The organism is Methylocaldum sp. RMAD-M, assembly GCF_017832375.1.
In the GTDB taxonomy this organism is placed as follows: domain Bacteria; phylum Pseudomonadota; class Gammaproteobacteria; order Methylococcales; family Methylococcaceae; genus Methylocaldum.
On record NZ_JAFIBZ010000017.1, the window covers coordinates 12,450 to 34,648 of the forward strand.

24 protein-coding genes are annotated in these 22,199 nt (G+C 60.8%); 13 read left to right on the forward strand and 11 right to left on the reverse strand.

Annotated features, from left to right (window positions below):
* Nucleotides 1-60: 60 nt before the first annotated feature.
* Nucleotides 61-1,245: a hypothetical protein gene (locus JOD69_RS15745; RefSeq protein ID WP_086133444.1), complete on the forward strand. Its 1,185-nt coding sequence runs from the start codon at nt 61-63 to the stop codon at nt 1,243-1,245.
* A gap of 5 nt (nt 1,246-1,250) precedes the next feature.
* Here the strand turns inward: JOD69_RS15745 and JOD69_RS15750 are convergent, their stop codons facing one another.
* Both JOD69_RS15750 and JOD69_RS15755 read right to left on the reverse strand, forming a co-directional pair.
* Nucleotides 1,251-1,535, reverse strand: a complete 285-nt coding sequence (locus tag JOD69_RS15750; protein WP_077730826.1) for a glycine zipper family protein — start codon at nt 1,533-1,535, stop codon at nt 1,251-1,253.
* A gap of 23 nt (nt 1,536-1,558) precedes the next feature.
* The gene (locus JOD69_RS15755; RefSeq protein ID WP_077730895.1) at nt 1,559-1,978 is read right to left on the reverse strand and encodes a Rap1a/Tai family immunity protein; all 420 of its coding nucleotides are present in this window, start codon (nt 1,976-1,978) and stop codon (nt 1,559-1,561) included.
* Nucleotides 1,979-2,285: 307 nt separating this feature from the next.
* Here JOD69_RS15755 and JOD69_RS15760 point away from each other — a divergent pair, with 307 nt between their 5' ends.
* The 7 genes from JOD69_RS15760 to JOD69_RS15790 all read left to right on the forward strand — a co-directional run bounded on the left by JOD69_RS15760 (nt 2,286) and on the right by JOD69_RS15790 (nt 8,393).
* Nucleotides 2,286-2,723 (forward strand): MerR family DNA-binding protein, encoded by a 438-nt coding sequence (locus JOD69_RS15760; protein ID WP_086133445.1) that lies wholly within the window; start codon nt 2,286-2,288, stop codon nt 2,721-2,723.
* Nucleotides 2,724-2,733: 10 nt separating this feature from the next.
* Nucleotides 2,734-3,240 (forward strand): DUF4396 domain-containing protein, encoded by a 507-nt coding sequence (locus JOD69_RS15765; RefSeq protein WP_168175442.1) that lies wholly within the window; start codon nt 2,734-2,736, stop codon nt 3,238-3,240.
* 36 nt (nt 3,241-3,276) lie between these two features.
* Entirely contained in the window at nt 3,277-4,098 is an 822-nt protein-coding gene (locus tag JOD69_RS15770) for a methyltransferase domain-containing protein (protein ID WP_086133446.1), read from the forward strand.
* 230 nt (nt 4,099-4,328) lie between these two features.
* Nucleotides 4,329-6,056 carry a copper resistance system multicopper oxidase gene (locus JOD69_RS15775; protein ID WP_205780976.1) on the forward strand — a complete coding sequence of 576 codons (1,728 nt, stop codon included), beginning with the start codon at nt 4,329-4,331 and terminating at the stop codon, nt 6,054-6,056.
* A gap of 4 nt (nt 6,057-6,060) precedes the next feature.
* Nucleotides 6,061-6,774: a copper resistance protein B gene (locus JOD69_RS15780; protein WP_240502545.1), complete on the forward strand. Its 714-nt coding sequence runs from the start codon at nt 6,061-6,063 to the stop codon at nt 6,772-6,774.
* 322 nt (nt 6,775-7,096) lie between these two features.
* Entirely contained in the window at nt 7,097-7,762 is a 666-nt protein-coding gene (locus JOD69_RS15785) for an LON peptidase substrate-binding domain-containing protein (protein ID WP_077730830.1), read from the forward strand.
* Nucleotides 7,746-8,393: an HAD family hydrolase gene (locus JOD69_RS15790; RefSeq protein WP_086133447.1), complete on the forward strand. Its 648-nt coding sequence runs from the start codon at nt 7,746-7,748 to the stop codon at nt 8,391-8,393. Before JOD69_RS15785 ends, JOD69_RS15790 begins: the two co-directional genes overlap by 17 nt.
* Nucleotides 8,394-8,417: 24 nt before the next feature.
* On the opposite strand, the gene JOD69_RS15795 is transcribed toward JOD69_RS15790, so the two are convergent.
* Complete coding sequence (locus JOD69_RS15795) at nt 8,418-9,644, reverse strand: glycosyltransferase family 4 protein (protein WP_210024074.1); 1,227 nt, start codon at nt 9,642-9,644, stop codon at nt 8,418-8,420.
* 22 nt (nt 9,645-9,666) lie between these two features.
* Between JOD69_RS15795 and JOD69_RS15800 the strand changes: the two genes are divergently transcribed.
* From JOD69_RS15800 to JOD69_RS15810, 3 genes are all read left to right on the forward strand, one after another.
* Nucleotides 9,667-10,356 carry a CDP-alcohol phosphatidyltransferase family protein gene (locus tag JOD69_RS15800; RefSeq protein WP_168183750.1) on the forward strand — a complete coding sequence of 230 codons (690 nt, stop codon included), beginning with the start codon at nt 9,667-9,669 and terminating at the stop codon, nt 10,354-10,356.
* Nucleotides 10,357-10,360: 4 nt separating this feature from the next.
* Nucleotides 10,361-11,110, forward strand: a complete 750-nt coding sequence (locus tag JOD69_RS15805; RefSeq protein ID WP_086133449.1) for a class I SAM-dependent methyltransferase — start codon at nt 10,361-10,363, stop codon at nt 11,108-11,110.
* Nucleotides 11,111-11,220: 110 nt separating this feature from the next.
* Nucleotides 11,221-12,135, forward strand: coding sequence for a methyltransferase domain-containing protein (locus tag JOD69_RS15810; protein WP_077730900.1), 915 nt, complete (start codon nt 11,221-11,223; stop codon nt 12,133-12,135).
* Between the two features lie 213 nt (nt 12,136-12,348).
* On the opposite strand, the gene JOD69_RS15815 is transcribed toward JOD69_RS15810, so the two are convergent.
* Together JOD69_RS15815 and JOD69_RS15820 are read right to left on the reverse strand one after the other, a co-directional pair.
* Nucleotides 12,349-13,788 (reverse strand): ATP-binding protein, encoded by a 1,440-nt coding sequence (locus JOD69_RS15815; protein WP_139841018.1) that lies wholly within the window; start codon nt 13,786-13,788, stop codon nt 12,349-12,351.
* A 142-nt stretch (nt 13,789-13,930) separates the two neighbouring features.
* Nucleotides 13,931-14,653, reverse strand: a complete 723-nt coding sequence (locus tag JOD69_RS15820) for a response regulator transcription factor (RefSeq protein WP_077730835.1) — start codon at nt 14,651-14,653, stop codon at nt 13,931-13,933.
* Between the two features lie 218 nt (nt 14,654-14,871).
* On the opposite strand from JOD69_RS15820, the gene JOD69_RS15825 reads away from it, so the two are divergent.
* Nucleotides 14,872-15,369, forward strand: a complete 498-nt coding sequence (locus tag JOD69_RS15825; protein WP_086133451.1) for a Spy/CpxP family protein refolding chaperone — start codon at nt 14,872-14,874, stop codon at nt 15,367-15,369.
* 81 nt (nt 15,370-15,450) lie between these two features.
* Here JOD69_RS15825 and JOD69_RS15830 read toward each other — a convergent pair whose 3' ends face one another.
* The 6 genes from JOD69_RS15830 to JOD69_RS15855 form a co-directional block, all read right to left on the reverse strand.
* Nucleotides 15,451-16,413, reverse strand: a complete 963-nt coding sequence (locus JOD69_RS15830) for a class I SAM-dependent methyltransferase (RefSeq protein ID WP_168183751.1) — start codon at nt 16,411-16,413, stop codon at nt 15,451-15,453.
* Nucleotides 16,368-16,742, reverse strand: coding sequence for a 6-carboxytetrahydropterin synthase (locus JOD69_RS15835; RefSeq protein ID WP_077730838.1), 375 nt, complete (start codon nt 16,740-16,742; stop codon nt 16,368-16,370). The genes JOD69_RS15830 and JOD69_RS15835 overlap by 46 nt, the downstream gene beginning before the upstream one ends.
* A gap of 17 nt (nt 16,743-16,759) precedes the next feature.
* A complete protein-coding gene (locus tag JOD69_RS15840; protein ID WP_077730839.1) occupies nt 16,760-17,785 on the reverse strand; it encodes a zinc-binding alcohol dehydrogenase in 1,026 nt (341 codons plus the stop codon).
* A complete protein-coding gene (gene ribA, locus JOD69_RS25250) occupies nt 17,785-19,098 on the reverse strand; it encodes a GTP cyclohydrolase II (protein ID WP_346425849.1) in 1,314 nt (437 codons plus the stop codon). The genes JOD69_RS15840 and ribA overlap by 1 nt, the downstream gene beginning before the upstream one ends.
* Before the next feature lie 212 nt (nt 19,099-19,310).
* Nucleotides 19,311-19,748, reverse strand: a complete 438-nt coding sequence (locus JOD69_RS15850; RefSeq protein ID WP_077730841.1) for a heme-binding protein — start codon at nt 19,746-19,748, stop codon at nt 19,311-19,313.
* 209 nt (nt 19,749-19,957) lie between these two features.
* Nucleotides 19,958-21,076: a DUF3080 family protein gene (locus JOD69_RS15855; RefSeq protein ID WP_086133453.1), complete on the reverse strand. Its 1,119-nt coding sequence runs from the start codon at nt 21,074-21,076 to the stop codon at nt 19,958-19,960.
* A gap of 20 nt (nt 21,077-21,096) precedes the next feature.
* Here JOD69_RS15855 and JOD69_RS15860 point away from each other — a divergent pair, with 20 nt between their 5' ends.
* Complete coding sequence (locus tag JOD69_RS15860; RefSeq protein WP_086133454.1) at nt 21,097-22,032, forward strand: lysylphosphatidylglycerol synthase transmembrane domain-containing protein; 936 nt, start codon at nt 21,097-21,099, stop codon at nt 22,030-22,032.
* Nucleotides 22,033-22,199: the final 167 nt, after the last annotated feature.

Genomic DNA, 22,199 nt, shown 5'->3' on the forward strand with positions numbered 1-22,199 from the left:
GTCAATGTGATACCGTAGTTCCGGACAAAAAGTTCACCACGGCTATCAAGGGACGGTGGAATGGATCGACAGGAACCGGATCACGGCATTACACATTTGTTCGTGGGCAAGGACCCGTTCTTTCGCCTGCAACGGGCGATCGGGCTGGCACCGTCCCATGGTTTGGGCGTAAAGCGGCGCGCCTTGTTCTTCGCGCTGTTGTGCTGGGTGCCCATCGTCGTCCCGGCCTCGCTCGCCGGTCGGGCATTCGGCGGCGAAATCTCGGAACCCTTGCTCCTTCACTTCGCCATTCATTCTCGTTGCCTGATCGCGATACCGCTCTTCATCATCGGCGAAAGCGCCCTTTTGCGCCTCGAATCGCTGATTCGCCATTTTGTCGTCTCGGGACTGGTCGGCGAATCTTCGATGCCGAAGTTCCGCGCGGCTTTGAATACCACCGACCGCTTGCTGAATTCCTGGTGGATTTTCGCGATCCTCGTCAGCCTCGTGACAGCGAACGTGATTTTTGCCGTGCAGCAGTTCGAGCGGCTGCACGAGGCATCCTGGGCCATCGACCGGGATACCGACCCGATCGGGCTCATCTTCGCGGGATGGTGGTATCTCCTCGTGCTGCGCCCGATTTTCAGCTTCCTGATAGGGTTGTGGGTATGGCGCGTCGTGGTATTCGGGATTCTGTTGCTACGCGTTTCCAAGCTGGACCTCGAACTCGTTCCGGTTCATCCGGACCGGGCCGGCGGCCTGGGTTTTCTCGGCATGGCCCCGCAGGTGTTTATTCCGTTCATATTGGGCGTATCCATGGTGCTGGCCTCGCACTTCGCGCACAGCGTTCTTTACCACGGTGCGCGCGTCGAGTCCTTGAGGATGCCCATGGCGCTTTATGTGATGCTCGCACTGTCTCTGTGTTTAGGCCCGCTGCTGGTGCTCATCGGCAAGTTGAAACGCCTGCGGCGCAAGGCCCTGCTCGATTACGGCGCCTTGGCGGGACAGCACGGGAGACTGGTCGACCGCCGCTGGATCCGAGGAGAAACGGTTCGCGACGACGCTCTGCTCAATGCTCCGGAACTCGGCCCCGTGGCGGACGTGCGTTCCATGCACGAAGCCGTGAGTGCCGTTCGCATGGTGCCCATCGGCCGGCAAACCGTCATCACTCTGTTTGCGGCGGCGGCCTTGCCGATGGTGCCGGTGCTGGCCATCGAAATTCCCGTTATCGATCTCTTGAAAATGTTGGCGGGATATTTGTTTTGAGCCGGTCAAGGCGCGGTCGGGGCTGGTTGCTGGCGCCCCTGCTGATAACCCTGGCGGTAGGCACGCTCCTCGGCCTGTTTGTGCTGGTCGTACAGATAGCTGCCCACCAGTCCTGTGCCCGCGCCGATCGCCGCGCCCAGGCCCGCATTCCCGGCAATGGCGCCGATTGCCGCGCCTGCCGCCGCGGAACCGGTAGTGCCGCTCAACATCCGCTGCTCGCTGGGAGACATGCCGGCGCACCCCGATAACAAGGCTGCGCCCAAAAGACTCAAGAAAATTCGCGATTTCATCGCGGCCCTCGCTTGTCTGTGGATCAATCGGTCATGCCGGATCGAGCCGTTTTTTTACACGGCCATTTTTGGGTCATGAATCGGAACATCACATCCACCGGGCGCTCGTTGTTGTATTCCGGGTGAGCTTGCGCCCAGGAGACGAATTCCGCGATCGCCTGCTGCCGGGTCGGCTTCGGATCGGGAGGGCACACCAAGGGTTGGCTGTCGGGCCCGGAGTGCATGGACTCGTGATAGTGGTAGGCGCCAACCAGGTAACCGGTACAAAAGTGCACGGCGGCAACGTTCAGCGGATCGTCCCGGGGCGTGGTGCAAAGGTCGATCAGATCCTGGACGTTACGGACCAGGAAGTCCTCTTCCTCGGTGGCGGCCGAGGCATTCTGCAACTGGATCAGGGTTGCCAACAGCACCATTCCGGTGCTCACCAATCGCTTGAATCGCATGGATAAACCTCCTTGAAGCCATGTCTCGCCGGATATCGATCTTGACCGGTATTCCGCTTCGAGTCCGCCGGCCGCTGCGCGTTCCTTCATCCGTAAACATTTCGACTTTTGTGGCGCCGGTGGAGTTCGAATAGCCTCGGCCCGACATGCGGAATTCCGAAGGCGAAAGCCGCGCCCAAACGAAATCGAAATCCCGTTCCGCCAAATCTCCCCGAATATTTGTAAATACCGCGACGGACGCTTGACTCTGGACTTGGGTCCAGGGTTTACGCTATCGACGCATGCACTGAGAAGAGGAGGGTGCTCCATGCTCACTATCGGGAAAGCCGCGGCTCAGGCCGGGATCAGCATCGATACGGTTCGCTTTTACGAGCGCGCCGGCCTTTTGAAAAAAACGATGCGCACGGCGGCCGGCTACCGGCTTTACCAGCCCGACGACGTGGATCGGCTGCGCTTTATCCGCCGGGCCAAGGCGCTCGGGTTTTCGCTGGAAGAAATCGCCGAACTGCTGGCGCTAAACGACGGCGTCGGCGAGCGCAGCGCGGTTCGGGCGATTGCCGAGCGCCGTCTCGCGGAACTGGAGCAAAAGATCGCCGAACTCGACCGGGTCCGCCGGACCCTGGCCGAACTCGTCCATGCCTGTGACGGCGCCGGTCCCGTATGCGGATGCCCGATCATCGAAGCGGTCCTCGGGGACAATACCCTCGAATCAAAGCGCGACAATGCCACGACATCAACATCATAAGGAGCGACTCATGAGCCATGATATTCATCACATACCCCTTCACGGCGGTGCCAGTTTTTCCACGGCGCACGCTCACCATCATGGAGCCAGCCGCTCTTCGCCGACGCATTTGGCGACTCACGCGACCGTTCATTGCCTGAGCGGTTGCGCCATCGGCGAATTCGTCGGGCTGGCCATCGGGGTGAGCTTGGGGTTGAATCCGTGGACCACCATGATGCTTGCCACGGTTCTGGGTTTCGTCAGCGGCTACACCTTGGGCTTATGGCCCTTGGTCCGTCAAGGCTTCGGCTGGGTTCGGGCGTTCCGCACGATCTGGATCGGCGAAACCGTGTCCATCGCGGTCATGGAGCTGGCGATGAATCTGACCGATTATCATCTAGGCGGCGTGCAAGCGGCCTCGATGCTCTCGTTCCGGTTCTGGCTGGGATATCTGGCGGCGTTGCCGGCCGGGTTCATCGCCGCATGGCCGGTGAACTACTGGCTTTTGGGCCGCAATCTCAAGCAGCGGTGTCATTAGTACTAATACAAGCTCAACCAAACTAGGGGAACAAACATGGTCACTCCTGACGAGGCAAAACACCGGGCGGCCACGGCCTATAACGCCGCCGCCGACCTATTCGATGCGCCGGAACTGGGATTTTGGGATTACCATGGACGGCGAACGATCGACCGGCTGGGTTTGCGGCCGGGAGCACGGGTGCTCGACCTCTGCTCCGGCAGCGGCGCCTCGGCCCTGCCGGCTGCCGAGCGGGTGGGGCCGGACGGCTTCGTTCTGGGCATCGACTTGGCCGAAAGGCTGTTGACGCTCGCCAGGGCCAAGGCCGCCAAGCGTGGACTAACCAATATTGAATTTCGGACTGGCGACATGCTCGACCTCGGTTTGCCGGCCGCCAGCTTCGACGCGGTGGTGTGCGTGTTCGGCATCTTTTTCGTGCCGGACATGGCGCAGGCGGTGCGCGAGTTGTGGCGCCTGGTTCGTCCGGGCGGCAAATTGGCGATAACCACCTGGGGACGGGACTTTTTCGAGCCGGCCGATAGTCTATTCTGGGATACCGTGCGCTCTGTCCGGCCGGATCTCTACAAGGGATTCAATCCCTGGGACCGGATCGACGATTCCATCGGGCTGCGCGCCATGCTCGCCGAAGGCGGTATCCGCGAAGCCGAGATACATACCGAAAACTACTCTCATCCGCTAAAGTCGCCCGACGATTGGTGGACCATCGCGCGCGGATGCGGCTACCGGGGCACGATCGATCTGCTCTCGCTCGAAGAGCAGGCGTTGGTCAGGGAAAGCAATCTGGGCCTACTTCGCGAGGGCAAAGTCTCCGGTATCGAAGCGAGTGCCTTGTATGCCATCGCCGTCAAGCAGTGTTAGAGATAGGCCGAAAACATGGTTCCGATTCCGTTTTCCGATATAGGGTGGGAGGCGCGCACTGCCACGAACCATGCCGTATCCGCCGGAGATGCCGAAGAAACTTTGCTGGTTACGTACGATGCGTGCCTAACCTGCTCTACATTGAAAGCTTTTTCGAGTTGAACGCGATGCTGTTGGCGGCCAAATCCCGAAGCGTTGAAATTCCCGAGAACACTTAGAGGCGAAAATCCGTGCAAACCGTAAATGCCATTATCCGGCAATGCCGAATCGCGGCCTTCTGGTTCGCGGTTCTGTCGGCGCCGCCGGTCCAGGCCGGAAGCTATGAGCTGGTCATAGACAAGAAAGCGGTGAATCTGACCGGACGGGAACGGACCGCCATCGCGGCCAACGGCTCATTGCCGGCGCCCACGCTGCGCTGGCGGGAAGGCGAGGAAGTCGCCTTGCGCGTGACCAACCGATTGGACGAGCCGACTTCTATCCACTGGCACGGCATCGTGCTGCCTTACGACATGGACGGCGTGCCCGGCATCAGCTTTCCCGGGATTCCGCCCGGCGAAACCTTTAGCTACCGCTTCAGGCTGAGCCAGAGCGGGACCTACTGGTATCACGGCCATTCGGCGATGCAGGAGCAACTTGGGTTGATGGGCGCGATCGTCATAGAGCCCGCGAAGGGCGAAGCTCACGCTTACGACCGCGAGTATACGGTGATGCTGTCCGACTGGTCCGACGAGAACCCGCACCGCGTGCTTTCGAAGCTGAAGAAGCAGAGCGACTACTACAACTTCCAGAAGCGCACCGTGTTCGATTTCTTCCGGGATCTGTCCGGCAAGGGCGTCAAGGAAACCATGGCCGACCGGCTGGCCTGGGGCGAGATGCGGATGGACCCTACCGACATCGCCGACGTCACCGGCTATACCTACACCTTCCTCGTCAACGGCCAAGGTCCCGAAGCCAACTGGACGGCTCTGTTCAAGCCGGGCGAGCGCATCCGGCTCCGTTTCGTCAACGCCGCGGCGATGACCCATTTCGACGTGAGAATACCGGGACTCAGGATGCGGGTCATCCAGGCGGACGGGCAAAACGTCGAGCCGGTCGAGGTGGACGAATTCCGTATCGCCGTCGCGGAGACCTATGATGTGCTGGTCGAGCCCCGCGAAGCGAAGGCTTACACCGTTTTCGCGGAAGCCATGGACCGCAGCGGTTATGCGAGAGCGACCCTGGCTCCCCGGCGCGGCATGAGGGCGGAGGTTCCGGCGCTACGGCCACGACCCTTGGTGACTTTGGCCGAGATGGCGGCGGCCCACGGCATGGAGCACGGTTCTGCGGCCGGCGGGCCGCACGCGGCCATGAAGCATACGCCGGAAAAGGAACATCGGACGAACGGGCATGAAGGTCACGATATGGCGGGCATGGATCATGCCGCGATGCCGGAGATGAATCACGCCATGTCTTCACACGCCGGTCACGAAGGCCATGCCATGGCGGAGCATGTCGAAGAACGCGCCGGCACGGGCCATCGGGTGCTATCGTATGCCGATCTCAAGAGCGCGGAGAAGCATGCGGACTGGCGCGAGCCCGACCGGGAAATCGTTCTGCGCCTCACCGGTACCATGAACCGCTACATTTGGTCCATCAACGGCCAGAAGTACTCCGAGGCCGAGCCGATTCGCCTCAAGTACGGCGAACGGGTGCGCTTTACCTACATTAACGAGACCATGATGAACCACCCTCTGCATCTGCACGGCATGTGGCAGGACCTGGATAACGGCAAGGGGCCGTTCAATCCGCGCAAACACGTCGTAAACGTCAAGCCGGGCGAGACCGTGCACGTCGACGTGCCGGTCGACGCGCCGGGCGAGTGGGCGTTTCATTGCCATCTGGTGTATCACATGGAAACCGGGATGTTTCGAAAGATCATCGTGGAGCCTCCCGATACAGCTGCGAAAAAGGGAGCTTGAGAAGGTGATTCCGAGTCTCGAACACCACCGTGTCCGGCGTTCCGTTCCGGTTTGTGCCGCGGCCATTTTGATGATGTTCGGGAGCGGCCGTGCGACCGCTCAGATGGACGATGCGATCTACAACTATCTCAGGTTCGAACGGTTCGAGTACGAGGGGAACGGGGACATTCACCTCTTCAAATGGGACATCGAAGGCTGGACCGGCAGCGACTACAACAAACTGTGGGTGAAAAGCGAGGGCGATTACGTCTTCGAACAGGACATTTTCGGGCGGGCCGACCTTCAGTTGCTCTACAGCCGCAACATCGCTACCTTCTGGGACGCCCAGATCGGCGTCCGCCGCGCGTTCGAGCCGGAACGCACCTTCGACGGCGTCATCGGCATCCAGGGGCTCGCGCCTTATTTTTTCGAGACCGAGGCGGCGATGTTCATCAGCGAGAACGGCAATGTGCTCGGCCGCTTCAAGCTGGCCTACGAGCTTTTACTAACCCAACGCCTCATCGCCCAGCCGCGCATCGAAATCAACGTGTCCGCGGACGACATCGAGAACCGCGGCGTAAAGGCCGGCATCACCGAATTCGAAGCGGGACTCAGGCTGCGCTACGAAATCGTGCGGGAATTCGCGCCTTATATCGGCTTCGATTACGTCGAGGAGCAGTCGCTCAGAGAGCACAAGCACAGCGTAAGGGCGGTGGCGGGTATAAGGGCCTGGTTTTAGAGCGTTAGTTTGGCGGTGATGATCGGGAAATTCGTAGGTCGGCAATCCCTTCCCAATCGCAAACGGTCGCTTTAGTCGCGACCCTTCCGACAAAGCCCCTTGCCAACCCAGCGCGTCGGCAAGGGATTGCCGACCTACCGTATGCTGGGGCGCTAAATCAAACCGGAAAATGCTCTAGCTCCGCGATTTCCACAAAAGCTGTGGAGCGGTTTGTGGATAATGTTGTGAAATATCAGGAATACGCATGTTATATCCGGAGCTTAGCGGAAGTGTCTAAATTCCGAACACAGACGACAGGATTCGAGAACATCGAAAACACCCTATGGCGACAAACCCCTTCACTTTACCCTTCGAGCGCTTGCCGGCCACGCTGCCGATTTTCCCGCTGCGCAACGCCATCGTCATGCCGGGGGCTCAGTTGCCGCTGAATATATTCGAGCCGCGCTACCTCAACATGGTTTTCGATTGCCTGGGTACCGACCGGATGATCGGCATGGTGCAGCCCGATCCGGCCTCGAAGGACGAGAATCAGCCAGGGGTATACCGAACCGGCACCGCGGGACGCATCACCTCGTTCAGCGAAACCCTGGACGGCCGCCTGCTGATCGTGATGACCGGCGTCTGTCGTTTCGATATCCGCGAAGAAATACCAACCACCCGGGATTATCGTCGCGTCATCCCGGACTGGGATCGATTTCGTGTCGATTACGCATTGTCGGATGCCATTTCGTGCGACCGGGGAAAGCTCATGGAGCTGCTCAAGGACTATTTTCAGCGTAAGAGCCTGAGCACCGATTGGACGGTCATGGAGCAGATGTCTTTCCCCGTTTTGGTGAATGTCCTGATCAGCCAGTTGCCGTTTGAAGTGGCCGAGCGCCAGGCATTGGTGGAGGCAGTCAGCGTGGAGGACCGCTACGCCAAATTGCTGGGGCTGTTGGAATTCGAAATGGCGGCAGCGCGGGTCGGCACCGATGTCAGGCAGCACTGAGCGTCAACGGGTAAAGCCGCGGCGCGAGCCTCATTCCGGTCCCGTTGCCGGGGTCATTTTCGACATGGACGGAACCCTGGTCGATTCCGGTCTCGATTTCGCCGCGATGCGCCGCGAAATGGGGCTGCCGGACGGCGTTCCGCTGCTGGAGGCCATGGAAGACCTGGCCGAAGCGGAGGCCATTCGATGCCGGGCCATCCTCCTCCGCCACGAGGCGGCCGGCGCGGCGCGTGCCGTAGTGCTGCCCGGTGTGCGTTGTTTCTTGGATCGTTTGCGCGGATTGGGTGTTCGCCAAGCCGTGTTTACCCGTAATAGCCGGGAAGTCGCCGATGCGACTCTGACCCGCTGCCGATTGGATTTCGAACTGGTGATGACGCGGGATGACGGTCCGATAAAACCCGATCCCTGGGCTATCCGCCATATTTGCGCGACTTGGGGTGTTGTCCCCGCGCAAGTCGCGGTGATCGGCGATTACCGTTTCGACATCGAAGCCGGTATCCGTGCCGGGGCCAGGACGGTGCTCTTTACCCGAGGACGTCCAAGCGAAAGTCTGCCGGGCGCCGATTTGGCCGAATTTCATCTGGCAAGCTTTCAGCAGGCGGATCAGCTGTTGCGTGCGCTGGGGCTGTGAGGTTTTGCTTTGCTGGGGATTGTTCTACCCGGCGATCATGGTGCAAACGGCCTGGACGGCATTCCTGAAATCCGCGAAAGCGGCCTCCCAGCCGCGAGGCGTATTCCGCAGCAGCCGTGAGCGGTAACGGCGTCGCAAGTCGCGGTCCGACAGCAGTCGCTCCAGGCTATTCCGAAAAGCCTCGCGGTCCGCGAGGGGTACAACGAAGCCGGTCTCTCCGTGCCGCACGATGCGCGATGCTTCGCCGACCTCCGTGGTCACGATGGGCAGGCCAACGGCCGCCGCTTCCGCCAAAGCCATGCCGTACGCTTCGAATCGGCTGGCGAAGGCGAAAACATCCATTCCGCCGAGAAACCGCGCCAGTTCCGGCGTATCCAGAACGCCGTGAAGGAAAATCCGGGTTTGCAGTCCGAGATCCGCGATGCGTGAGCGGAAGCGCCCGGCATAGTTCGGGTCGATTCGGTCGTAGCCCGCAACGTGCCAAGCCCAGTCGCAATATCTGAGTCCGGCCAGGATTTCGAGCAGTTCAGTCAGCCCTTTTGCGGGAAGCAGGTTGGCGACGGTCGCGATTTGAACCGGCTGGTCCGTTGACCGCTTGCCCGATGCTTGTCTCGCGGCAAGAAACGCGGCATCGACTCCGGGTTCGCATAGGAAAGCCGGCTTACCGGGGTAGCGCCGTTCGAGGCGGCATCGAATCGATAATCCGGTCGCGATGAAGAACCGGACGCGCTCCGCCGCCCGCTCGAACCGATCTTCCTCTTCTTTCCGCCGGTCCGCGTCGAGCAGCGGGTTCAGAAAGGGGACATAATGCACCAAGAGCCCGTGCACTGCTTCATCCCCGGCTAGAGCGTTTTTCATCCCGGTGTACGGCTTCGTGTCGGGCGGGAAGAACGTAGGTCGGCAATCCCTTCCCAATCGCAAACGGCCGTCCTGGGAGCGCCAGGACGCCCCTTCCGACGAAGTCCTTTGCCGAGCCGATAAGTCGGCAAGGGATTGCCGACCTACCTGTCGGGCGCTCTGACACCGAATCGGAAATTGCTCTAGCGGATAATTCGACAAGTCTTCCAGAAGCAGGCTGTCCCATAGAATAATCGCGTTGCGCGGCAAATAGGGAGTCGCGCCGTCCGGCGGGACTTCCGCGGCTTCGAGCGGAAAGCTTGTTTCTCGCGCCTGGCGGATGATTTGGCGGTTGAAGACATTGCCGCCGGAAGGGCAGGCATCGAGCGGCGGATGAATGAACACGAGTCTCATCGTATCAACCGAAATAACCAGAATGAGTCATAAGCTATCTCTTGAATCCCGATTGGTCGAATGGAGCGAACGCCATGCGATGCTGATGGGGCTCGCGATCGGAGGTCTGTGGTTTAAGTCCCCGCCGGAGTTTCTCGCAGCGATGGCCGCTGCATCTTTTCTTGCCCTGATCCATCAGTTCCGGCGGGAATGGACGCCTTCCGGGGCGTTCGGGGCGGCTAACGCGATTACCTTGATCCGTTTGATGGCAACGCTCTTTCTGCTGCTTTTTCCGCTATCGAACGGCTGGTTTCTAGCGTCCTTCGCCCTGACCATTTTATACGCCGACCACTGGGACGGCTGGCTGGCGAGACGCCGCGGCCTGACCTCGGCCTTCGGCGATTGCTTCGACAAGGAAGTGGATGCGTTCTTTTTTCTAACTCTATGCCTGCTTCTTTATAACCGCGGCCATGTCGGCATTTGGATTCTGTTTCCCGGCTTGTTGCGCTATCTGTTCGTGCTGTTCGTCAAACTGGCGGGGCCGCCCCGGCGCGTCGCGGCGGGCAACTGGTTCACCCGCTCCGTCTCGGTGATCGCCATCGTCGTATTCGTTCTGTGCCTGCTGCCGGTCGAGCTCCACTGTACGGGTTTCGCCGTGGCGGCGACGTTCGCGCTATGCGCCTCGTTTCTGTACTCCCTGTTTCAGCTCTATCGGCCGCAACGCCCGGCATGATGCCATGAGTCTTCGCACTACGCCGATAAAAGGCTTGGACGACGTTCGGGCGTTTTTCGACCGTCTGGCGCCGGTTTACCGCGATTGCCACGGCAAGGCGGAAAAGCTTTTGCGCTACCGGCTCGGCATAATAGATCGCCTGCTGGAACGCGCCGGTCACGGTTCACTGGTCGAAATCGGCTGCGGCACCGGGATGCATCTTTTTCCCCTGGCCGCCCGATTCGAGCGCGTGCACGGCACCGATCTTTCGCCCAGCATGATCGAGCAGGCAGAGCATCTTCGTCTTGGACACCCGCATGGCGAGCGCATCCGTCTGAGCGTGGCGCCCGCCGAAAGCTTGAGCTCGGTGGGTGATGCCGAAGCGGATGCGGTGCTGTGCGTCGGCGCCTTGGAGCACATGCTCGATCAGCGGCAGGCGCTACGCGAGGCTTGCCGCGTTCTAAAGCCGGGCGGCGTCTTCGTCTGTCTCACGCCGAACGCGGAATATGTCTGGTACACCCGAATTGCGCCTTGGCTGAGGCTCAGCACCAAGCATCTGAGCACGGACCGTTTTCTCGGGAAGAAAAAATTGACCGATTTATTGGAAACCGCCGGATTCGAGGTCGAGCGCATCGGCTCCTGGACCTTCATCCCGCGCGGCGACATGCCGCCCTATCTTGCCCGGATTCTGACGCTGCTGGACGGCGTCGGACGTCTGTTGCGCGTCCCGTCCTTTCGCGGCGGACTCTATTGCCGTGCGGCAAGACGCGGCTGATCCGTATCCTTCGGGTTATCATTACGCCCGCTTCCCGGCCGGCGCGCCAACCGAACGTGCCGGACATCCGAACCGATTTTCCGTTTTTGACTGACAACTATAAAAGACCGATGTCGTACTATCTCGAACCGAACAAAGATTACCGCAACGATAGCCTGCGCCACGGCGCCGAGTTTTCCGAGGAAGACATTCGCGTAGACACCGCGAAGCATTACGACGACTGTTATTGGGATTACCGGACGGCGTGGTTCGACAACGAGAACCTGGCCTTGCATTACGGTTATTGGGACGAGAATACCAAGACCCACAGCCAGGCCTTGCTGAACAAGAATCGCATACTCGCCGAAATCGCCGGCATCAAGCCGGAAGACCATGTCCTGGATGCGGGCTGCGGCATCGGCGGCAGCTCGATCTGGCTGGCGAAGCATATCGGCTGCCGCGCCACCGGCGTCACGGTCAGTGCCCGGCAGGTCGAGCACGCCAAGCGGAACGCCGAGCGCCACGGGGTGTCCGATAAAGTTGATTTTCAGCAGGCGGATTTCTGCAAGACGCCGTTCCCGGACGAATCCTTCGACGTGGTTTGGGCGGTCGAAAGCAGTTGCTATGCGACCGACAAGCGGGATTTCTTCCGGGAAGCCTACCGCCTGCTGCGCAAGGGCGGCACGCTGATCGCCTGCGACGGCTATGCCACGCGCCGGGAATTCAACGAAGAGGAATGGCAGGCGGTCATGGATTGCCTGAACGGGTGGGCCGTGCCGAACCTCGCCAGCGTCGAGGAGTTCCAGGCCGGCATGGAGGAATGCGGCTTCCGCGACGTGCACATCACCGAGGCCACGGCCGAAACCATGCCCTCGTCCCGCAGAATGTACCTGACTGCCCTGTGGACCTATCCGATGCAGTTGACCATGCAATGGCTGGGACTCCGCAGCAAGGCACAGACCGCGAATTTCAAGGTCGCGCTCGCCCAGTACAAGGTGTTCCGCGACAAGATGGTCCGCTATTGCATTTTCCGGGCAAAAAAGTGATTGGTAGGGCGGGTTAGGTGCGCCCCCACGACCCTCTCGTAGCTCAATGAGTCTGGCGTGCACCGTAACCCGCCGAAGCGAACGGCAAGGCACCGCGCGTTTCGGCGGGTTACGGTGCACGCTTAGCGCAGCGATCAACGGCCGCGCCGTACCGATGTGCGCCTAACCCGCCCTACGAAGTCGTAGGTCGGCAATCCCTTGCCGACAAATGGGTCAAGTCCTTGGCCGGTTTCGAAACACCGGCAAGCGCACCCGCGCTTCGAGGCCGCCTTGCGGGCGGTTGTGGAGGCTCAGCGTTCCGCCCTGGGCGCCGAGCAGGTTGGCGGCGATCGGCAGACCCAGGCCGGTGCCGCCGGTTTCCCGCGAGCGCGAGGTTTCCAGGCGGAAAAACGGCTGCATCACTTCGCCCAAATACTCTTCCGGGATGCCGGGGCCGGAGTCCCGCACCCTTATCAGCCAGTCATCGCCGGAGCGCTCCAGACTCACATCGGCTTCCCCACCGTATTTCACCGCGTTGTCGATCAGGTTGAGAAAACTGCGTCGCAGGGCTTCCGGCCGGCCCGAGATCAGCGCGCCGTCCGGTCCTTCGAAACGGGCCTTGCCGCCGGCATCGACGGTATCGTCGCAGAGGCTTTGCAGCAGGGCTCCGAGATCGATCGTTTGCTGCGGCGGCCCCGAGTCCAGGCTGCGCGCCAGGTCCAGCCCCTCGTCGACCAGCGCCTGCATGGCCGCCACGTCCTCCGCCAGCCGGGCGCGAAGCGGCTCGTCCCGGCACTGCTCCAGCCGCAGGCGCAATCGGGTGAGCGGCGTCTTCAAGTCGTGGGTGATAGCGGCGAGGATGCGGGTTCGCTCTTCGATATGGGAGCGCAAGCGTTCCCGCATCCGGTTGAAGGTCCGGGCGGCTTGCCTGACTTCGACAGGTCCCGATTCGTCCATGGAGGAATGTTCCGGATCGCGGCCGAACGACTCGGTGGCGTGAACCAGGCGCCGCAAGGGTTGTAGGACCAGGCGGACGGCGAACCAGGCCACGATCGCCAAAAAACCCGCCAAAATCGAAAGGCTCGTGACGAATCCCTCGGCCCTCGGTTGTCGTGGCGGCGGGAGTTCGCGGCGCGCTTCGATCAGAACCCGTTGTCCGTCGGCAAACCGGACCCGTGCACCGACGGTCCGGGACGGCTGGCAATCGGCCGGTTGGTCCCGGCAGTCAGAGTTTCGGGTTCGCCATGCTGCTTCCACCGCAATCGATGGTCCGGCTGCTTCGCTGAGAGCGGCGGCGAATGAAGGGTCATCCGGGTGCTCCAATCGCAAACGGGCATCCAGGGAGTGCCTGGATGCCCCTTCCCCGGATGACCGGTTGCGATTGAACGGCAGAGGTGGCGTCGGCTCCGCCGTTCCGTCCGCAGGTTCGATGCGCCATTGCCCGGACGGCAGGGCCTGGACTGCGGCGAGGCGCTGTTCCGGCGGCAGGGCAGCGAGCAGGTGCAGGATATCGGCGATGCGATCGGCCGCGCTTTGTTCCCGAAAACTGTGCACGATGTGGCTGCGCTCCCGCAATGCCAGGCTCACGGTAACGAAGACCGCCATCACCACCCCGGCGAGCAGCAGAAGAAACAGCCGGACGGCAAGCGAGCGGGGCGGAAAGGAGACGCTCATGGACACCTCGAAAAACCGTCGCGAGCGCCCCGAGTGCAAGGCGTCCGGAGCACAGGAACCGGAGTGTACGCGGAGTACATGAGGATTCCGAGCACCGCGCAACGCAGCAATCGGGACGCGCAGTAGGTTTTTCGAGGTGTCCTCATGATTCCTGCTCCACCACGGCGGCCAGTACATAGCCCTCGTTCCGCTGTGTTTTGATCAGGTTTGGCGCCCGTGCGTTATCACCCAGCTTCTGGCGCAGCCGGCTGACCCGGAGGTCGATGGAGCGATCGAAGGGATCAGCCTCTCGGCCGCGGATCAGATCCATGAGCTGATCGCGGGTGAGCACCCGGTTGGGATGGGTGAGAAATACCTCCAGCAAGCGGTATTCGGCTCCGGATAGCGCGACTACCACGCCCTGGGGAGAGGTGAGTTGGCGCGTCTGCCCATCCAGGGTCCAGCCGGCGAATCGCCAGCGATGCGCCGAGTCCGAAACACCCCTGTTCGGCAGCGAACGGGCGCGGCGCAGGATATTGCGGATGCGGGCCAGGAGTTCGCGCGGTTCGAAGGGCTTGGCGAGATAGTCGTCGGCGCCCATTTCCAACCCCAGCACCCGGTCGATAGGCTCGCCGCGGGCGGTCAGCATCAGTACCGGAAGATCGGAACGCGCGCGCAGGTCGCGGCACAGGCTCAAGCCGTCCTGGCCGGGCAGCATCAGATCGAGGACGATAAGGTCGATTCCGCTGCTTTCCAATATTTCGCGCATCTGCCGGCCGTCGGCGGCCAGACTGACGCGGTAGCCGTGCTGTTTAAGATAGTCGCCGACCAGTAGGCGAATTTCGCGGTCGTCGTCGACGACGAGGATATGCTCTGTGGTTTCCATGGAGGCTTTTTACCGCGGTTGCCGGCGTGAGTCATGGGCTTTTGTATCGTTTTGTATCGCCTGCTGCCGACGATAAAAAATGATACAAAATCACCGCCTGCCGGACACATGTCCGATACATGGCCGGTGTGAAATAGATTCCGAAGACGGCGGGACGGTCCCGGCGGTCTAAACAGAATCGGCTTCGGCCGACGTTTCACAAAACCGGAGGAATCCACATGAAATCTTATCCTAAAGCACTCTTGATCACTCTTGCCCTGCTCACCCCCGTAGCCGCAATCGCCGAGTCCGGAGAAGCCAAGCCTGAATCCGGCGCTTACAGCCAAGGTCCCGCCGGTTCGCGGGCGGAGCGGCGGGAGCGCTTCATGGAGGAGCGGATGGCCGAGCTGCGCAAGGAATTGAAGCTTACGTCGGCGCAGGAAGCCGACTGGAATACCTGGTCCGCCAAGATCAAGGAAATCAAGGAAAAGAAGAAACAGTCCCGTCCCGACCGCGAGGCCATGAAGAACCTGCCGGCCCCGGAGCGTCTGGAAAAAATGATCGCCCACAATAAGGCAAAACAGACCTATCTCGAAGAAGCCCTGGCCGCGACCAAGACCTTCTACGCCACGCTGACCCCGGAACAGCGCAAAGTCTTCGATGAGCTGACCCCGTTCGGCGAGCGCGCTCACAAATGGAAGCACCACGGCGGCCCGCGTCATCCGGGCGCGAAGTAACGAGCTAATTCTAATTCGGAATCCATAGGCTCGTAGGGCGGGTTAGCGGGCACCCCCGCGTAACCCGCCGAATACCGAAGATCAAACCTTCTCCGCCAACAGATCGATCTGATGAATGATCAAGCCGAGTTCTCCGGCCGTCAATCGCTCGGAGCGTTCCCGGTACCATCGGTCGAGCGAATCCGTGGAGAATTGTCCCGATCTTAGGGCTTCGTCCCGGATCATGTTCAGCAGGGCGGCCAGGCAAACGGCATCGCGGTTGCGATAAATGCGGCGGAGCGGGGTGATGTTCCAGTCGGAGCTGCCGTAGGCGATCGGTTCGAAGCCGGTTTCGCCGAGGACGCGGTGCAGCCGTCTTCCGGAGCGGGCGCCGCCGCTGTTTTCGTCCCATACCCGGCGCTTCTCCATGGAAGCGTCGTACACGGCAAGGATGCGATTTTCGAACTCTGCATCGGCGTAGACCGGAAACAGCGCGGTTTCGCCGTCGTAATTGATGGTGCCGTAAAAGATCCCCCTGGGCCGCAGCCAGCGCGCGATCCGTCCGGTCATGGTCCGGAGCGGCAGAAGATCCATCACCGCGTGGGCAATGACCGCGTCATAAGAGCCGGGAGCTTCATTCGGTTCGAAGTGTCGTAAGTCGCTGCAGACGAAATCCACGGCGATTTCACGGCCGTCTTGCCGGGCGCGGATGCCGGCCGGTTCCACCGAGACATACAAGCCTTTCTGCCGGAGCAGATCAGCCGTTCTTTCTCGGGCGGTGTACAAAAGGGTCCCGTCCCGATCCACGGCGGTGATGTGCAAATCGGTTTCGGGGGCCAGCTTCAGAAGCCGCAGCACGGAAGCACCGGTACCGGTGCCGAGGTCGAGGCAGGTCAAGCGCGGTTTGCCCGATAGCCACCGAGCAAACTCGGTTTGGACCTCGCGGTTCAGGCTGCGCTCGTCCAGCGCGAACTTGGCTTCGAGATAGTCGTGGAAAGGAATGTCCACAGCCGCCGGAGTTAAAGCGTCCCGCCGAAGGCCGCCCAGTCCCGGTCGTTCTCCCAAAGCTTGATCGTCATCTTTACGCCGTGCAGCGTCACCCGATCTCTGAGCCGTTCCCAGAAGATGCGGGCAAAGCGTTCGAGGCTGGGGTTGAGGCCGCGAAAAGGTTCGAGATCGTTGAGTACGCGGTCCTTGAACTCTCCGATCAGCGCCATGGTCGCCTGCTCCAGATCCACGATGTCGATCAGATAGCCGTGTCGGTCGAGCTGTTCGCCCTCGATCAGTACTTCCGCCTTGTAGTGGTGGCTGTGCTCATGATTCTCGGCGCCCCAGTCTCCGCCGATCAGGAAATGGCGGGCGATGAAGTCGCGGGTGATGGCTAGCTGGTACATCGCGGTTCCTCGGATCGTCAGGTGTACTCGAAAATCGGCTGCAACACCCCAGCCCGCTTGCTGTCGACCAGCTCGAAGGCTTCCTGGCAGGCACTGGGCGCAAAATGATGGGTGATCAAACGTTCCGCGCGGATTTCGGCCAGCCACTCCCAGGCGAGGTCGAGCCGCCGCTTCTTGCTCCAACGTCCGCAAAGGCGCGGGTCGATCGTGCTCACCTGGCTCGAAACCAACCGGATGCGCCGCCGGTGAAAATGGCCGCCGAGATCGAGCGGCGCCTCGCTTTGGCCGTACCATGAACCGATCACGATACGGCCGGCGAAACCGGTCAGTTCGATGGCCTGGTTCAGAGCGGTCTGATTTCCCGAGACTTCGATGGCGGCATCCAGCCCGTCGGCGCCGTCGTAGAAAAGACACTCTTTAAGCGCCGCGACTTCGCGTTTGACGGCCGGGTTGATGGCCAGGGCCGCGCCCATCTCGGTGGATTTTTGTCGGCGGAACGCGAGAGGATCGGCCGTGATCAGTTCTCCGAGCGGAAATCGGCCGAGGACGGCGGTGGTGAGCAGTCCGACGATGCCCTGCCCGAAAACCATGATCCGCTCTCCGGGCAGCGGCGCCGCATCGAACACCAGATTCAGCGCCGATTCCATATTGGCGAGAAACAGTGCGCGCTCCGCCGGAACGCCCTCCGGCAGGACCAGGCAATCCTTCTTATCGACGACGGCGTAGTTTTGGTGGGGGTGGTAGGCGAAGACCCGGCGGCCCAGCCAGTCCCGGTCTTCGTCCGCTCCCACGGCGGCGACTTCCCCGACCAGGGCATAACCGTACCGGAACGGATAGCTGAAGTTTCCTTGCAGACTGCCGATGCTCGTGTCCCGAGGCAGATCCTCGGGCACCTCGCCCCGGAAGATCAGGGATTCGGTGCCAGGGCTGATGGCCGAGCACAGGGCTTTGATCAGTAATTCTCCGGTCCGTGGGGCGGGCAGATCGATTTCCTGCACCGCCACCGATTTGGGGGCTACATGACAAACGGCTTGTACTCGCATCAGACGTATCCGACCGGGCCGAAGGCGATGATGTCGGAACCCAGGACATGGTACTGGCAGTCCGTGATGCTTAAAGGGGCTTGCTCGCCGGAGCGGCACAGATCGTCGATGGCTTTGAGCCCGCCTATGATTTTTGGTGTTATTGTAATCACGCAGTAGTTCACTAAATGATGTTTGAGAAAGGTGCCGATGATCTTCGATCCCCCCTCGACCATGAGGGTGCGGATACCGATTTGGCGCAGTTTCGTCAGGGTTTCTTTCAAGTCGACGCAGCCGTCCTCGCTTGCTCCCACCACGAGAATTTTCGCGCCGGCCGAGAGCAGCGCCTCGCGCTTGGCCGGGTCCGATTCGCCGGTGGTCACGATGACGGGCGGCTTTTTCGACTGCTTCAGAACGCGGCAGTCCGGCGGCGTCCGCAGGTTGCTGTCGAGAATGACCGGCTGCGGATCTTCGCCTTCATAGTAACGGACGTTGAGCTGGGGATCGTCGCTGAGGATGGTGTTGACCCCGACCAGCAGCGCGTCGTGGTGCGCTCTCAGGAAATGGGTGAGCGTCAGCGACTGCCTCGAACTCAGGGCATAGGGAACCTGGCTGTCGACGGCGATGCTGCCGTCGACGCTTTGGGCATAGGTCAGGGTGACGAAAGGGCCGCTTTCCGCCGGGGCATGGGCCAGCGACAGCTGGTCTATCAACGGCTCGATGAATGCGAATTCGCGGTGGAACGGCGTGCTTTCCCGGAATGTCAGCAAATGGGCCAGCTTTTCGGCCTTGGAACGCAGATAGCCGGCATTGTCGTCATGATGGCCGACCTCGATGGGAATGCGCGCCTCGACCTCGATCCCGTATTCGGTGAGTTCGTCGACTTTACGGGGGTTGTTGGTGATGAGCCGGATCGAGCGAACGCCCAAATCCTTGAGCATCAGCGCGGCGACGCCGTAATTCCGTTCGTCAGGCTGATGGCCGAGGCTGATATTGGCCTCCACCGTGTCGAGGCCGCGGTCCTGGAGATTATAGGCTTCCAGCTTTTTGCGGAGGCCTATGCCGCGTCCTTCCTGACGCAGATAAAGCAGTACGCCGCAGCGGGAGCGTCCGAGATATTGAAGGGTGTGTTTGAGCTGATCCCCGCAGTCGCAGCGCCGAGAGCCGAAGACGTCGCCGGTCAGGCATTCCGAATGGACCCGGACGGGGACGCCGCTCTCACCGTTTACGTCCGATTTCACCAAGGCAAGGTGGTCCTTGCCGTGCTCGGTGTAAAGATAAAGGGTGAATTCGCCGTAGCCGGTCGGAATTCGAGTCTTGACGAGGTTCTTCACTACAGGTTTTTTGGGGTTTCGCGGTAAAAAAGGCAAACAGTATAAACACCAATATTGCCGAGTCGATACCGAATAAGTTGTGTGTGCCGGGTTCGGTCGTTCTGTCCGGAAAATGCCGCTGCACCGACGGAGCCCGGCTTGTGCCGAACAAGCCGAGACCGCCCCGCCGGCCACGCCACAGCCGGACCGGGAACGCAAACGCCAGTATATCGTTATTTCTTCCCATAATCCGGGATTAGGCCGACGGCATCGATTCCCGCAATCGCGCAACTTTCGTCGAGATCGGACAAGTCGCCGCTGATTCCGACCGCGCCAACGATCCGATTGTCCGCCGAGCGGATCAGCACACCGCCTGGCACCGGCATGAGCCGGCCATCCGCCACTTCGGTCAAGGCCGTCATGAAATGGGGACGTTCTTTCGCCATTTTACCCAATTCGCGCGAGGATACGCCCATCCCTATGGCTCCCCAGGCTTTGGCCAAGGCGATGGAACCTCGCATGAAAGATGCGCCGTCCTGCCGCTGCATCGTCTTCAAGTGACCGCCTTCGTCCAAAACGGCCACTGCCAGCGGTGCCAATCCTAAGTCCCGCGCTTTTCTGAATGCGCCGTCGATAATGGCATTGGCGATATCGAGTGTCAGAGTGCTCATGGGTTTTCCTTGTTGTATCAAATAAACGCCGGATCTTGGTAATGCCGAGGAGCGGTTGCCGTTCCGCGTCGCCCTCGTCAGAACAATTTTATCCGTCTTTTCCGACATGTCATTCCGCGCGGGATATGTTCGCTTCCTTCGACTCCCATGAAATGGCATCAGTCGTCCCGTCGCAGAATTCGGGCAAGTACGAAATCTGACCTACTTGCTTAAGCCGCGGGTCCCCCCGGCATCATTCCGCAGGGTTTCAATACTGCCTGCCAGGCGCGGGTGTGGCGTTGCAGTGCGGCGTTGAAGCGATGCCACAGGCCTTGCTCGGTTGCCGGGTCGAGCGTCGCGGCGTAATAGCTGTCGAATGCTGGCGGGATTTCGGCCCTTTGGCTTTCTTTCAAATGCCTCACGCTTTCGATCAATGGCGATGCGGTTTGATGAAGCCGGCTGATGTAGGATTGCACTTCGCCGGCGTAAAACTTGACGAATACATTGAACAGATACTCGGCCCGCCGGGTTTTTTTGCCCATGGGACACATTCGCCCGGTCGATGCGGTTTGTTCCAGAAGCAGCCCGACCCGGTCCAGATAAAACCCGCTAAGGCTCAGGGCGCGTACGATTTTGCCGCCGGTCTTATCGGTTTGAAGTTCGAAATAGTGCTGTTCGAATTCGCTTGGAGGTATCGAAGGCGCTTCCTCGAGTTTCGCGCCCAGCGAAGCGAGATACCGAATCGGCCTTTCGAAGCGGGCCACGGAAATCTTTTCGCTCCGCAGAAGCGGGGCGGTTGCCGTATCCATGAAGACGCGGAATTCCTTGGCCGCGAAGGTCGCGTTCCAGAATGCCTTGGGTAAATTGTCGGCTTTCGCTTGCCGGAGGGACTCTATCTTGCGGCCGAATTCCGAGTCTTCGCCCGGTCCTCCAAGTCTCGCTTCGCACTCGGAGAGTTTCCGAAACAGATTCAGCTCGTAAAGGAAGCGGCCGCTTTCCCGCTGTACTCGTCCGAGAGAGCTGTTCCGCGCGCTGATTTCGCCGACCAGCCCGCATCGGGTCATTTCGAGATAAGTGATGACGCCGATTCGGATATCATCGATCGGGAGCACGATGTCCCGTAGCCGCGGATAAGGCGGCACGGCGGGCGGTGCAATAGCTTCGTCGATGTCGACCTCGGTCACGTTCGCGAGGCGGTCGAGGTAATTCTCGAACATGGCTTCCGGCGAATCGCCGGAGCAGCCGGGCAATCCCAGTGCGAGAACGATGACGAAAAAACCGATGAAAGATGCTCTAAGACTACGCGCGGGGTTCGATTTCACGGCGCCCGAGCCGACGATGATCTCCATATAAATAAGGCATCAAAGTAGTGAAACAAGTTCTCCTGAAATCGGGGGCGTGGCTCAATCGCCGGAGCGTGCGCTTTATCATGATGCTGGCGGTCTTGACCTTCATTTTCGCCAAGATAGACCGCTCCGCGCTGATAACTCAACTCAGCCGCTTCGATCCCGCCATGGGTGTCGCGATCGTCGGAATCTTCCTGCTCTCGATAGCCGTGTTTGCGCTGCGCTGGTGGTATATCAGCCGTGCCTTGGGAATCTGTGCGCCTTTCAAGGACTTCATCCGTGTCCTCTGGATCAGCCAAAGCGTCAGCGAGTGCGGACCGCCGCTGGTGGTCGGCGAACTCGCGCGGTTTCAATTGATGCGGGGCAGCGCCGAAACCTGGCAGCTCATTATCGGCCAGGTCATAGACCGGTTCTCCGGCAAGATCGTCCTGCTGCTCATGGTGCTTGGATTGACGCCGGTTTACCTTGGGTTGTACAGCGAATTTCCCGGATTTCAGATCGGCTTGTTCGCCCTCATCCTGATCGCTGCGGTGAGCGTCGCCGTGCTCGTCTTCCGAAGATTCTGGCCGATGGCGCGGCTGCATGCCGGCGTCGTGCTCGCCATTTGCAATCCGCTGCGCTCGCCTCGACACTACGGGTTGTCCGTGCTGATCCAGCTACTGCTGGCCGCGAATTTCGCCTTGGCGGCCGTCGGGCTCGGCATTTCCGGCGACGCTCTGACCGTGCTCATGCTCGGGCCGCTGTTATTGCTGGGCGTCAGTTCGCTGCCGGGGCTGGTTTCCGACTGGGGCAAGCGGGAGGCGGCCGCGGTGTTCTTGCTCGCTCCCGCCGGATTGACGCCCGAGCAAAGCCTCGCCGTATCCCTGATCTTCGGTGCCCTGCATCTATTGACGGCCTTGCCGGGAGCACTCTTGCTTCTGCTGGTGCGGCGTCGAGCAACGGTTTCCGTTACCGAGTAAATAGCGCGCTCAAGTTCGGGAAGCATGGTTTCCCGAAGACTACCGATTAGGAACCGATCCATGACCGCGAGACGGCGTAGCATTCACATCGGAAGTTTGCGGCAAGAGAAATGTCCCAACGCTCCGGTCGGGAAGTTTTCCCGTTGCTTGCTGATGAAAAGCCTGTG

Coding starts and splice junctions, on each gene's coding strand:
- JOD69_RS15765 (WP_168175442.1), top strand. CDS start 2,734: ATGAGCCATGATATTCATCACATACCCCTTCACGGCGGTGCCAGTTTT.
- JOD69_RS15840 (WP_077730839.1), bottom strand. CDS start 17,785: ATGCGAGTACAAGCCGTTTGTCATGTAGCCCCCAAATCGGTGGCGGTG.
- JOD69_RS15800 (WP_168183750.1), top strand. CDS start 9,667: ATGAGTCATAAGCTATCTCTTGAATCCCGATTGGTCGAATGGAGCGAA.
- JOD69_RS15850 (WP_077730841.1), bottom strand. CDS start 19,748: ATGAGCACTCTGACACTCGATATCGCCAATGCCATTATCGACGGCGCA.
- JOD69_RS15820 (WP_077730835.1), bottom strand. CDS start 14,653: ATGGAAACCACAGAGCATATCCTCGTCGTCGACGACGACCGCGAAATT.
- JOD69_RS15785 (WP_077730830.1), top strand. CDS start 7,097: ATGGCGACAAACCCCTTCACTTTACCCTTCGAGCGCTTGCCGGCCACG.
- JOD69_RS15835 (WP_077730838.1), bottom strand. CDS start 16,742: ATGTACCAGCTAGCCATCACCCGCGACTTCATCGCCCGCCATTTCCTG.
- JOD69_RS15760 (WP_086133445.1), top strand. CDS start 2,286: ATGCTCACTATCGGGAAAGCCGCGGCTCAGGCCGGGATCAGCATCGAT.
- JOD69_RS15805 (WP_086133449.1), top strand. CDS start 10,361: ATGAGTCTTCGCACTACGCCGATAAAAGGCTTGGACGACGTTCGGGCG.
- JOD69_RS15855 (WP_086133453.1), bottom strand. CDS start 21,076: ATGGAGATCATCGTCGGCTCGGGCGCCGTGAAATCGAACCCCGCGCGT.
- JOD69_RS15815 (WP_139841018.1), bottom strand. CDS start 13,788: ATGAGCGTCTCCTTTCCGCCCCGCTCGCTTGCCGTCCGGCTGTTTCTT.
- JOD69_RS15750 (WP_077730826.1), bottom strand. CDS start 1,535: ATGAAATCGCGAATTTTCTTGAGTCTTTTGGGCGCAGCCTTGTTATCG.
- JOD69_RS15745 (WP_086133444.1), top strand. CDS start 61: ATGGATCGACAGGAACCGGATCACGGCATTACACATTTGTTCGTGGGC.
- JOD69_RS15825 (WP_086133451.1), top strand. CDS start 14,872: ATGAAATCTTATCCTAAAGCACTCTTGATCACTCTTGCCCTGCTCACC.
- JOD69_RS15810 (WP_077730900.1), top strand. CDS start 11,221: ATGTCGTACTATCTCGAACCGAACAAAGATTACCGCAACGATAGCCTG.
- JOD69_RS15790 (WP_086133447.1), top strand. CDS start 7,746: ATGTCAGGCAGCACTGAGCGTCAACGGGTAAAGCCGCGGCGCGAGCCT.
- JOD69_RS15795 (WP_210024074.1), bottom strand. CDS start 9,644: ATGAGACTCGTGTTCATTCATCCGCCGCTCGATGCCTGCCCTTCCGGC.
- JOD69_RS15755 (WP_077730895.1), bottom strand. CDS start 1,978: ATGCGATTCAAGCGATTGGTGAGCACCGGAATGGTGCTGTTGGCAACC.
- JOD69_RS15770 (WP_086133446.1), top strand. CDS start 3,277: ATGGTCACTCCTGACGAGGCAAAACACCGGGCGGCCACGGCCTATAAC.